This window comes from Shewanella sp. SR44-4, from assembly GCF_014163715.1.
In the GTDB taxonomy this organism is placed as follows: domain Bacteria; phylum Pseudomonadota; class Gammaproteobacteria; order Enterobacterales; family Shewanellaceae; genus Shewanella.
Genome location: NZ_JACJDU010000015.1, coordinates 45,942 through 57,928, shown reverse-complemented (window position 1 = coordinate 57,928; position 11,987 = coordinate 45,942). Strand labels below are relative to the sequence as shown.

At 41.9% G+C, this 11,987-nt stretch carries 10 protein-coding genes; all 10 read right to left on the bottom strand.

Translation table 11 applies throughout. The annotated features are described in order from the left end of the window. Window positions 1-1,761 (bottom strand): GspE/PulE family protein, encoded by a 1,761-nt coding sequence (locus H5125_RS09395; RefSeq protein WP_182744105.1) that lies wholly within the window; start codon window positions 1,759-1,761, stop codon window positions 1-3. After that, window positions 1,758-3,119 (bottom strand): tetratricopeptide repeat protein, encoded by a 1,362-nt coding sequence (locus tag H5125_RS09390; protein ID WP_182744104.1) that lies wholly within the window; start codon window positions 3,117-3,119, stop codon window positions 1,758-1,760. Before H5125_RS09390 ends, H5125_RS09395 begins: the two co-directional genes overlap by 4 nt. Further along, window positions 3,116-4,060, bottom strand: coding sequence for an ExeA family protein (locus H5125_RS09385; protein WP_182744103.1), 945 nt, complete (start codon window positions 4,058-4,060; stop codon window positions 3,116-3,118). The genes H5125_RS09390 and H5125_RS09385 overlap by 4 nt, the downstream gene beginning before the upstream one ends. Window positions 4,061-4,129: 69 nt before the next feature. Beyond that, complete coding sequence (gene mshL, locus H5125_RS09380; protein WP_162024066.1) at window positions 4,130-5,812, bottom strand: pilus (MSHA type) biogenesis protein MshL; 1,683 nt, start codon at window positions 5,810-5,812, stop codon at window positions 4,130-4,132. A gap of 13 nt (window positions 5,813-5,825) precedes the next feature. Beyond that, a complete protein-coding gene (locus tag H5125_RS09375; RefSeq protein WP_101087697.1) occupies window positions 5,826-6,152 on the bottom strand; it encodes an MSHA biogenesis protein MshK in 327 nt (108 codons plus the stop codon). Further along, complete coding sequence (locus tag H5125_RS09370) at window positions 6,133-6,789, bottom strand: MSHA biogenesis protein MshJ (RefSeq protein WP_101087698.1); 657 nt, start codon at window positions 6,787-6,789, stop codon at window positions 6,133-6,135. Before H5125_RS09370 ends, H5125_RS09375 begins: the two co-directional genes overlap by 20 nt. After that, entirely contained in the window at window positions 6,786-7,406 is a 621-nt protein-coding gene (locus H5125_RS09365) for a fimbrial assembly protein (RefSeq protein ID WP_101087699.1), read from the bottom strand. The genes H5125_RS09370 and H5125_RS09365 overlap by 4 nt, the downstream gene beginning before the upstream one ends. Further along, entirely contained in the window at window positions 7,403-8,284 is an 882-nt protein-coding gene (locus H5125_RS09360) for a biogenesis protein MshI (protein WP_242445183.1), read from the bottom strand. The genes H5125_RS09365 and H5125_RS09360 overlap by 4 nt, the downstream gene beginning before the upstream one ends. A gap of 286 nt (window positions 8,285-8,570) precedes the next feature. Beyond that, window positions 8,571-10,481: an RNase E specificity factor CsrD gene (csrD, locus tag H5125_RS09355; protein WP_162024067.1), complete on the bottom strand. Its 1,911-nt coding sequence runs from the start codon at window positions 10,479-10,481 to the stop codon at window positions 8,571-8,573. Between the two features lie 205 nt (window positions 10,482-10,686). Then, window positions 10,687-11,934, bottom strand: coding sequence for a malic enzyme-like NAD(P)-binding protein (locus H5125_RS09350; protein ID WP_101087702.1), 1,248 nt, complete (start codon window positions 11,932-11,934; stop codon window positions 10,687-10,689). Window positions 11,935-11,987: the final 53 nt, after the last annotated feature.

The window sequence follows — 11,987 nt, the reverse complement described above, 5'->3', positions numbered from 1 at the left end:
TTATAACCCAATATCTTGTTGGCTAACAATATCTTCCGACAACGGCACTTTCGACTCACTAACGTCTTCAACCAGTTTTGACACCTCTTCCAGTGTTGTGGTGCCAAGGAATAAATACTCCATCGCAGAATGCGCAAGGGGAATAAAGTTAGGACTGCGCAGCGCTGCACGGGCAAAATCTTGCGGATTACCCGTTCGCATGGCATCAATCATATTTTCGTCGAGCTCGAGTATTTCAAAAATACCGATACGACCACGATAGCCCGAACCATTACAGGTTTGGCAACCGCTACCCACTTTAAACGTAGCGCTGCTAATATCTTTTTTCGTCACACTCGCAAGCCAGCTGCGTTCAGCTGCGGTTGGTTGATAATCTACGGCACAATTGTGACAAACGCGCCTAACAAGACGTTGAGCGATAATGACCCGCAGCGCACTAGCAACCAAATAACTCGCCGCGCCCATATCGAGTAATCGCAATGCACTGGTAACCGCATCATTTGTATGCAAAGTCGATAATACAAAGTGACCGGTTAATGCACCGCGTAAGCCAATTTCCACCGTTTCTTGGTCACGCATCTCTCCCACCATGATAATGTCAGGATCTTGGCGAAGCGTGGTACGCAGTACGTTAGAAAAGTCTAAACCAATCTTGTGGTTAACTTGTACTTGGTTAATGCGCGGTAATTGATACTCAACCGGGTCTTCTACGGTGATAATCTTTCTATCGGCAGTGTTCAGCTCACTTAAAATACCGTACAAGGTGGTCGTTTTACCACTACCGGTTGGCCCTGTAACTAGCAACATACCGTGGGGGCGTTTAATCTGTTTACGAATACGCGCCACAATATGCGGTGGCATACCGGTTTCATCTAACGTACGTAAACCTGTGGTCTGATCCAATAAACGCATCACCACCGACTCACCATGATAAATCGGCATGGTCGACATCCGCACATCGATTTTATGACCTTTTATTTCCATATGAAAACGGCCATCTTGTGGCATACGTTTTTCTGAAATATCCAGTCCAGCCATCAACTTAAGCCGTAATACTAAAGCAGAGGCGATATTAACTTCACTGAGAAGGTTTTCATGTAATTGGCCATCGATACGCTGACGGATCCGCAGCACTTTCTCGCCAGGCTCAATGTGAATATCTGACGCACGCATTTGCACCGCATCTTCAAAAATAGACTGTAATAGCTTCACCACGGTGGTTTCGTTATCACTGTCGCTTTGAGTCAAATTAGCCAAATCGAACATGTCATCTGCGGCATATTCTTCATCAAGCTTACCGGCAATTTCAGCAATTTGCCCGGTACGACGATAAAGGTTGTCAAACGCGTCGAGTAATTGTTGCTCTGGTGCCACCGCGATCATTAACTGCTTAGGGGCAACTAACACTTCAATATTATCAATAGCCTGCAAGTCAGCAGGGTCGCTCATAGCAACTAATACATGGTCGGAATGACTTTCCACCACTAAAGCTCGATAACGCCTCGCTTGTACTTCGGGGAGAATATTCACCACTTCAGCGGCAATCGGACGACGACTAATATCGAGGTACGGTAAATTAAGCTGATGAGATAAAAATTTAAGTAACTGGTCTTCAGTAATACTGTTCAAATCAATTAAGGTGCGGCCGAGCTTTTTACCTGAATTGCGCTGCTCTGCTAATGCTTGCTGTAATTGGGTGTCTGTAATAATCAGCTCTTGAACAAGAAGATCTCCTAACCGCATCTTTAACTTAGGCTTCATCGGTTTTCTCCTAGCTGATCTAAACGCTTTTCAATAAATGTCATAGCTGAAGTTGATAGCCCTTCATAGCTTAATGCTGATCGGTATGCTTGCGCGGCTTGTGGATATTTTTGCTGGGAATCGAGCGCATAACCTAACCCCATCCACCAACGAGATTGAGTTGACTCAGATACCAATAAGTTTCGGTAAGCCACCTCCGCTAAAACAAAGTTTTTAGAGTTTTGTGCCAAATCGGTTTGTGCGATCCACTTATCACGAGCCCACGATGAGCTATCTGGGATCATCGCCACCGTTGTTAAGGCTTCATCATAAGCTTTAATTGCGGTTTGAATTTGCGACAAAATCACATAAAACTCCCACTGTTGCGGAAACATACTGATCCCACTCTCGAGTAATCTCATCGCAGTTGTTGGATTATTTTGCGCAAAATAAATTTCGACTAATTGCTTACGAGCTTTATGTAAACTCGGTTGTAAAATAATGGCTTCTAAATAGTAACCCGCCGCATCGTCCAGACGTTGCGCTTGCTCAGCATCCATCGCTTTGCGATATTGCAGCTGCGCCATTTGCGTTTTGGAAAGCACCACTTCGTTAACGCTCATATCAACAGTTTTTGCTGCAGCAGATACTTCTGCGGGCACTTCTGCGGGTAAGAAGCGAGATGTTTGCGCTGCGATTTGGCCTTGAGTGGATTCAGTATTAATCAGCGAAGCCATATTCTGTGAAGTATTATCCACCGAACCACTGGGCTTCTCTGTGTCTACGGTTGAAGCTAGCACTGTTTGTTGGTTGAATGTTTGTGTATTGACGGTTTCTGCTACTTTCACACTAACTTGTTGTTCCAACGGCGAAGAGATATTAACGGTTTCGTTATTAACGGCTGATGCAGTGCTCACTTTGGATGGAACAAGCTCGGATATGCGATCCGTTGGTTCAATCATCTCAGCAGTGATTTCTGGGGTGCTCGCTTGAATAGATGCTTGAGTTGATATTTGAGCTGCTGCTTGGGTTGGTGCTTCAGTTGAAATTTGAGCAAGCTTAGGTTCAGCAACGACATTATCTTGTGGCTGACTCGCCAGCGATGACTGAATATCTTCGGTAATCGATGTATTGATAGCTGTTGGCTCATTGACCATTTGAATATTGGCTTGGCGAAACATAGATACACCAAACCACAATGTAGGGATCAGGAGTACGGCAACAACAATGAGGCTAATAAATGGCGAGCGAGATTTAGCAACTGATTGATACTGAATTTGAGGACGCACAAATTCACCCGCAGGTTGCACTGGTGGTTTGTCTGTTCCGGGTTGCTGACGCTGCTCTAAATCTTTCAGCATCTTGATAATCACACTCATTTAATCTCGCTTATTTGTGTCATCCATTCACCACAACAATTATCACCATTTAACCCAACAACCACCATCACTGTTACAAGCAACATAATTATCAGCATGCTGACACGGGAAAACCCTACTTTATGTTGTAAATTAATATCTTCTGTATCCGTTATCGCAGCTAGACAATGTCGAGATGTCACCTTTTTTTTACCTTGGCCATAACATAGCAATAAGCTCTTATGCGCCAATATATTCACTAAACGCGGGATACCTCGAGCAGCTTTGGCAATGCGTTTAATATCCGCGGTATTAAACAATTCAGGTCCTTGATAACCCGCTACAGCAAGTCGGTAACCAATATAAGCTTGTATCTCATCCCATGTTAATGGACGTAAGTCATAGCTAAAGGTAATGCGTTGTCGTAATTGTCTAAACTTGGGTTGAGCTAAACGCTCATCTAATTCTGGTTGGCCAAACAACACCACTTGCAATAATTTACGACTTTCGGTCTCTAAATTAGTAAATAATCTTAACGCCTCAATACTGTCATCCGGTAATGATTGCGCTTCATCTAACACTAACACCACGTGAAAGCCCTGATGATTTAACGCTAACAAGCGCTCATGGATAAGCCTTGTCAATTGTTGTTGATCTAATTTGTTCGGTAACGCTAAACCGAGTTCGCCCGCTACGGCCAAACGTAATTCTTTAGGATTCAAATAGGGGTTAGGTAAGTAAGCGCAATGATATTGAGTCGGTAAGTCATTCAACAGCTTACGACACACTAAGGTTTTACCGGTACCCACTTCACCAGTGACTTTAATAAAACCTTCACCTGTCTGTAATGCGGTTTGCAGCACTTGCAACGCTTCCACATGCGGCGACAACCCAAAAAAGAAACTCGTATTTGGGGTAAGCGTAAAGGGCAATTGACTTAAGCCAAAGTACTGCAAATACATAATTACTGGCTATCCCTTATCAATTTCAACCGCTATTTTTAATCGTCAATTCTCTACCGTCAACGGTCGCTATTTAGAAGGGTACCAACGCTCGATTAAATCTTGCGAACGCTTTAATTCATCCTTCCATGTGTCACCACCCACAACCGTTGGCTTCAACATAATAATCAATTCAGTTTTCTTTTTAGATTTAGTGCGACTGGTGAAGGCTTCGCCCAGAAAAGGAATATCACCTAATAAAGGTACTTTAGACACTGTTTCAATATTTTCGCTCTTCATCAAGCCACCAATCACCACTACATCACCAGAAGCGGCGCGGATAACGGTATCCGATTCACGGATCTCACTTTGTGCTAACGGTAATTCTAAGGTTGAATCACTGATTTTAATTTCTTTGGTTTGTGAGGTCACGTCAATCACCGAAGGATGGACATGCAATATTACGTTGCCATATTCATCAATCTGCGGGGTTACATCTAAGGCAATGCCTGAGAAAAATGGCGTCAGCTCAACCTGCGGCGTCGTTACCGGAGTGGCACCCGCTACGGTCGTTGAGGATACATCGGTGACAAAGTATTCGTCATTGCCGACTTTAATAACCGCTTTTTGATTATTAGAAGCGGTAACACGAGGGCTTGAAAGTACATCAACATCACCTTGGGTATCTAACAAGTTAATAATGGTACTGAAATCACTTCCGGTGAAATTAATCGAGGTTACACCGCCAATTGCAGACGTAATCGCATTACTTAACCCTTGTCCTGCTGAAGTACTGAAATCAACATTGGTACTGCCAGCATGACCTAAGACATTTTCCCACTGAATACCTTGCTGGTAACCATCGGATAAGGTCACTTCAATAATTTTCGCTTCCAAAATCACTTGGCGCTGTAGATGGCTTTCGGCTATTTGTAAGAAACTTCGAATTTGACGTAACTCATCAGGGAAAGCTCGAACGGTAACAAGCCCTGCTTGAGGGGTTACCACAACCTGTCGCCCGCCACCTGTTTCACCCATTATTGACATTAATGTGGCTTGTAATTCACCCCAAAAATCGGTCTTGGTCGTTGAACGAATAAACGTACCATTGGTATTGTCACTGCTGTTCGAATTTCCATTGCTACTGTTACTATTTGAACTATTACTACTGTTACTGCTGTTGCTATTACTATTACTATTGTTACTGCCATTACTTGAATTATTGTTTTGGTCTGAAATGCGTCCTGAGCTAACGGAGGTTAATGACAACCCCTCACGTTGCATGTAAATATAATTCAAAGGGAAAGTTTCGGTTCGCATACCCGACGGAAACACACGTAAAATACGACCTTCTCGATTCACTTCGTAACCATAAATGTCTTCAACAACTTGAATGGCTTCTGACAAGGTTACCGCTTTTAAAGATAATGAAATTTTACCTTGTACATCTGGATGTACCGCGACACTCAATGGGGTGTCTTTTACTAAGCTGGGGAAAAAAACTCTGGCGTCAACTTCATTGGCTGATACATCAAAACGACGCTCGGCGGGCAATGCTCTTGCTGATTGGCTCAACACATTATTACCATTAAGCTCACGCTGAACATCTTCAGGCATTGCCGCTGGAGGAGGCGTAATGGCTTGACTCGCCTCAGCTTGTTGCCTTGACTCATTCAAGGCTGCTTTCGCTGTTTGTGGGTCGGGCCTATCTGTCGTTTGGCAAGCAACTAAGCACAGCGACATCAGAGGAGTAACATATCTAATCACATTCATTTTTATTCTTATCCTATCGCTCTGTTATCGACTGAAATAGTTGAAGTTTTCTTCCATCTGATAAGGTAACATAGTCCTTGTTAATCTTTGATACTCGTAATCCACTACCGCTAATAGCATCACCTACCGAAAGAATAATATTATTAATAACCGCATAAGTATTCTGGCCGTTAACAATACTGTTTAACACCAAAGATTGATTATCAGCTTTGGCCTGCACAGCAACAAAGCCCTGCCCTGGTAAAGTTGGATCACGTAATGTTTGCGCGTTAGCAGCCGACATTAATAGCATCATTAGGCTGGATGCATACGCCATAGCATTAATCTTGTTTCGCAACACTGATAAAGTCCTTATTCACACTAAGTGTGTAAAGTTCTAATTCAACTAACGCATCGGGATGAGATTCAACACGGTAATCTAAACGCTTCCAATACAATTTATCGGGCATACTTTCCACCGCTTTAATAAACGCTAAAATAGAAAAGTAATCGCCTTGTAACGTCAACTTAATACCATGGCTGTAAAGATTAACTTTACTACCATCACCCACTTGCAATAAGGCTTTGGGCGCAATAGAGGCAAACGACATGAGCGAGACGCCTTTCACATTACCCAGCAAGTTGGCTAATACTGTCGGCATATAATCCGCGGGAACCATATCAACCATTTGGTTGCTGAGGTCAGCATCAATCAATTGCATTTGCTCAGTAATCAACTGTAATCGTTGTTGATAATCTTGATTGGGATCGAGCTGTAAACGCTCTTCATAAAGCGCCACTTGTTGTAATGAAATCGAATTTTCTTGTTCGAGTCCCTTTAGCTGATTCTGAACACTTTGCTGTTGCTTCCACAATGACTCTAATGGCATAAACAGCAACATCCCAATGACAACGAATAAGGCTAACGTAATCAATATCCGCTCTCGTGGACTTAGCTCATTAAATTTTGACGACCACACCAGCCATTGTTGCTTCATTGTGCAAACTCCTTAGCAACGGGCTGGCTTATCAATTTAAACGCCAACGGCTGTGCTTCACCGCGATCCATTGTCATCGCTGAAAATGCATAACCCTTTAACGTTGAAGTGGTTTTTAATTTATCTATCCACAGTGGAATACTTTGAGGATTACGACCATAACCTTCAAACTCAATTCGCTGAGCGCTAGTGTTTTGTTGCTCAATAGTAATATGACTCAACCACACATTGCTATCAGCCACAGCAGCCAAGTCGGTCAACATTGGCGAGTAACCTTGGCTTATCATGGTCTTGCGCTGACTTAGTTCATCTTTTAGTAGTTTTTTAAGATCTAAACGTTGTTGCTCAAGTTCAACCTTTGCTACCAAATCGGCATTAGGTTTACGTAAAGCAATTTGTTGTTCTAGTTGTGTCTTTTGGTCAGTTAATCGACTTTTTGTGCTGCTTGCCTGTTGATTTAACTTTTGCAACTCATCGGTATGCCACAACCCTACAACATAAAGTACAGCGCAACCTCCGGTGAAAAAAGCCAATGCCAGCATCATTCTTGCAAAGGTTAGCCTTTGCTTTTTCGGCAACAAATCTGTGGTATATAAATTAACACTGGTTTTTATCACACTTCACCTCGAGCTAATTCTTGCAACGCTAACTGCGCGAGTAAATTCGATACGCCATCGTGAGTAACCGCGACCACTTTTTGATTAAAGTTAGCACTAACGAGATTGGCCAATGATGAACTATCACCTTCAACCAAAATACTAATTGACCCAACTGGAGCTTGACGTAATTGGCTTTCAAAATAATCCATAGAACGTTGGATTTCTAAACTGAGGTTATCGGCTAAGCCTTGCTTTAATTCTTCTAAAGTCGCTTTATCCAGGTGGTTAAATCCTCTAACGCGACGCTGCATTAACACTTCACCCGCTTTAACAACTAACAACAACAATTCTTGCTGCGGCAAGTGAGCGACTAACATATGTGCCATATTATCGTGTGCTAAGACATGGCTTAATGCCAATTCTTCAATACTGATCCCAACAATATCTAATCCATTGGCATCACAAGCACTGGCCAATTGCATTAAAAATTGACGACTACTGACCACCACATTCACTTTTGAACTGGCAATAAAACTGGATTCGAAATAATCTAGATGAATATTCGTAACGGGCTCGGACACCATGTCTTTAACAGACCAAATCAACGCTTGAGTCACTTCACTAGGCTCAACATTGGGTTTTTCAACTTGTAATAATTGATAATACTGCTGCGACAGCACTAATTGCACCCGAACTCGGCCAAACTGACTCTTTAATGCTTCAAAGGCTTGAGACCAATTGTTTTTTTGTACTAAAAACTGGCTGATAACAGGCGCTGATTGACCTTGCTGTGGCTTACATACCCACAGGGAATTTCCGGCGATAAATACACCTACATTACCCATCAATTGCGATGTCTGCCAAAAGGCTAGTTTACTCAAAAAACCATTGTCCATTGCGTGGCCCATATTCGCTAACATATTAATTATTTAAGATTACTGATGATAAATATATCAGTAAAAATGACATTTTTAAGCCTTGCACCAGCATTTAACATCAACATGATTCGATTACGCTGCATTGTCATTTCTCAGTATTATTGCTCAAATCTAAAACGATGAAGCTTTGTTACTGATACGTTAACGCTATAACTGCTCATTAATATAGCGCATATAGATTGAAAATAGAGTGCAATCTATTGATAAACAAGATCTAACTTAAACAAACATAGCATTATATGACTTAAACTTCAGATCTTTGCCCCAAAAAATCGCCTTGGGCTGCACTCACACCAAGAATTTTTAACGTTTGCCATTCTTCTAAACATTCAACGCCCTCGGCAATCACTTTCACTTCGGCTCTATAAAGGCCACCAATGAGACTACGTATAAATAATTGATTTTCTGAGCGTTGATCTACTCGGCGCACGATAGACCGATGTAATTTCACTAAATCAAAGTGATATTCCTGGATATAATGAGTACCCACAACTGATTGACCAACATTATCTACCGCCAATTTTGCACCCATTTTTCTCAACATATCGAGAGTTTTAACTACCAAAGTATTTTTCTGATTTTTGACAATAATATCTTCAGAAACTTCAAAAATAAGTCGCGCAGCTAAAGGACGATGCTCTAATAATGTAGATTGTAACCAACGAACAAATGCCCTACTGGTCAAACTATCAAGGCTTAAGTTAATGCTGTAAGTTGACTCATTATCAGACATTAACCTGAAGAGCACTTGTTCCAGCACTTGCCTCTCAACCTGTGGCATTAATCCACACTTGTTAGCCATGGGAATAAACAATGTCGCGCGAACATCATTACCTTTTAAATCACGGGCGCGGCTGAATATTTCATAGTGCATAATTTGATTATCACTATCAATAATAGCTTGCTGTAAGATAAAAAATCGTTTGGACACCAATGCATTTTCAATAAAACTACGCCAACGCACAGACCCTTTAGCGATTTCCTCATCTAACGCGCCTTTATCGTACATAAACCAGTTATTAACACGTTGCAGTTGCGCAGCTCGAAGTGCCATTTCGGCTTCTTCAATAAGCTGAACTTGTAAATCGCCAGCGTTAAAAAAAGCACAGCCTAAGTGTAAAAAGTTATCGGGATTACCAATGCCATAAAAAGGTAATGCAAGGCAGGTTTTGAGTATTCGTTGCGCTAACTGGTCGGCTTCTGCCAGTGATAATTGTGGCACTATGATGACTAATTGTGAGTAACTGCGGCGAGCAAAAATACTGTCCTCGTATTGAACGAGTGCGGCTGTAATGGCTTCCGTTGTTAATGACAGCATTGCCTTAACGCCGCTTTCACCGTATTGGTCTTCCACTAAGTCAACATCATCAAACTCAATTAACATTAATACACCATGAGCAACCATTTTCTGATTATGGCTTAATCCGTCGAGACGATTTTGAAAGAATATCGGGTTGCCAATCTGAGTTTGTTTATCAAGAAAAGTGTCTTTACGAATAAATTGATCTAAGCGGCCACGTTCTTTATGAGCATCATCCAACTCGGCCAGCAATTTGCTGATCGCACGATTGATCATCCGTGGTTTGCCATTTGTCGGCATATCGGCAGCTTGCTTTAAATGTCCTTCTAAAATGAGTTTGCTTCGTTGAGCAAGTTGTTCAATGCCATCTAGCTCTCTGGAGTACCATCCATAACCAAAACGGACAAAAATTCCGATGCTGATAAAACCAATAACCAGAATAATAAGCTCGTGCCAGCCAAGATCATGTAAAGAAAATGGCGGCGGCATAATTAATGTCATGGATAATTGGCCATGGCTTAATTCGCTCTTATAGAGCGTTAAACTACTTTTAACGATATCGGCTTGATCACGATGAAATTGATAAACTAATTGGTTGTCTTGCGACAGAGAGAATTCAACCGCTTTGTAAGCGGTCAATAGAGGGGGTAACCAGGTAGAAAATTGACGACTACCGTGTTGTTGATAATCGTCGGCTAACATGGTTTCTAACTCAGCGACTTTTTGTTGCTGAAAAGTGTAGGTCAATTGGGTAAAGCCCATCACCGCACACAGTAAAAATACAAAAGCCACCGCAGCTAATGAAAGCAGCCAAAAACTGGTTAATTTTTTAGTAAGGATCTTGGTGAGTTTCATTTATCCGCTATCCTGCTGGATTTATTTATTTTATTAATGACTCCAATGTTATCCAGTATAACGATTGTGCTCTACAACTTCACTAATCGTTTTTAATCACGCTTATCTTAGGCCTATAAAAAAGGGGCAAAAGCCCCTTTTATTAACGGCAGCAGGTTTATTATCCTTGTTCGGATGAATAAACCTGATTAGGTATGCTTGCTTTCTACACTTTGTATTCAGTCGGTAATGTGGTGATTTTTGCCACCCCAGAATCGATTGCCGCTTGCGATACTGCGCGAGCTACCAGCGGCAGTAATCTTGGGTCCATAGGTTTAGGCAACACATATTGCGAACCAAAACTCAATGATGACACGTTAGGATAAGCCGCTAACACCTCGGCTGGCACAGGCTCTTTAGCGAGGTTAGCAATAGCATATACAGCAGCCAGCTTCATTTCGTCGTTAATGACCGCCGCGCGAACATCGAGTGCGCCTCGAAAAATAAACGGGAAGCACAATACATTGTTCACTTGATTTGGATAGTCACTACGACCAGTACCCATAATTAAGTCTTTACGGATATTATGAGCTAATTCAGGCTTAATTTCAGGATCAGGATTTGAACAGGCAAAGATCACCGGGTTAGGTGCCATTAACGCAATATCATCGGCAGCCAATAAATTTGCACCCGACAACCCTAAAAATACATCGGCATCTTTAATCACATCTTGTAGGGTGCGTTTATCGGTATTGTTGGCAAATAACGCTTTATATTCATTGAGATCTTCACGGCGCGTATGAATCACCCCTTGCCTGTCTAGCATATAAACATTTTCACGCAATGCGCCACATTTAACGATCATAGTCATACACGCAATCGCAGCAGCACCGGCACCTAAACAAACAAATATTGCATCATCAATTTTTTTACCTTGAATTTCCAGAGCATTCAACATGCCTGCTGCAGTAACAATAGCAGTGCCGTGTTGATCGTCATGAAATACCGGAATATTGCATCGCTTAATCAGTTCTTGTTCAATTTCAAAACATTCAGGCGCCTTAATATCTTCTAAATTAATCCCGCCAAAGGTATCAGCAATCGATTCGACAGTATTAATAAAGTCTTCAGTTGTGCGGTGTTTCACTTCAATATCAATCGAATCAATATTCGCAAAACGTTTAAACAGAAGTGATTTGCCTTCCATAACCGGTTTTGACGCTAATGGTCCTAAATTGCCTAAACCTAAAATAGCGGTCCCGTTGGTAATAACCGCAACCGAATTGCCTTTATTGGTATACCGATAGGCATTTTCAGGATTAGAAGCGATCTCTCTAACAGGCTCTGCCACACCAGGACTATAGGCCAACGCTAGATCGTGGCTTGATTGAGCCGGTTTTGTCAGGCAAACAGCGGTTTTACCTGGTACTGGGAATTCATGATAATCGAGAGCTTGTTGACGAATATCTGACATTTTATACATCCTGAAATGCGCTATCTATGAGGAAAGTATGATCCATAGTTCAC

Bases quoted from the DNA above. Each gene is read 5' to 3' on its own strand.
- H5125_RS09395 (WP_182744105.1), bottom strand. From the start codon at position 1,761: ATGAAGCCTAAGTTAAAGATGCGGTTAGGAGATCTTCTTGTTCAAGAG.
- H5125_RS09390 (WP_182744104.1), bottom strand. From the start codon at position 3,119: ATGAGTGTGATTATCAAGATGCTGAAAGATTTAGAGCAGCGTCAGCAA.
- H5125_RS09385 (WP_182744103.1), bottom strand. From the start codon at position 4,060: ATGTATTTGCAGTACTTTGGCTTAAGTCAATTGCCCTTTACGCTTACC.
- mshL (WP_162024066.1), bottom strand. From the start codon at position 5,812: ATGAATGTGATTAGATATGTTACTCCTCTGATGTCGCTGTGCTTAGTT.
- H5125_RS09370 (WP_101087698.1), bottom strand. From the start codon at position 6,789: ATGAAGCAACAATGGCTGGTGTGGTCGTCAAAATTTAATGAGCTAAGT.
- H5125_RS09360 (WP_242445183.1), bottom strand. From the start codon at position 8,284: ATGGACAATGGTTTTTTGAGTAAACTAGCCTTTTGGCAGACATCGCAA.
- csrD (WP_162024067.1), bottom strand. From the start codon at position 10,481: ATGAAACTCACCAAGATCCTTACTAAAAAATTAACCAGTTTTTGGCTG.
- H5125_RS09350 (WP_101087702.1), bottom strand. From the start codon at position 11,934: ATGTCAGATATTCGTCAACAAGCTCTCGATTATCATGAATTCCCAGTA.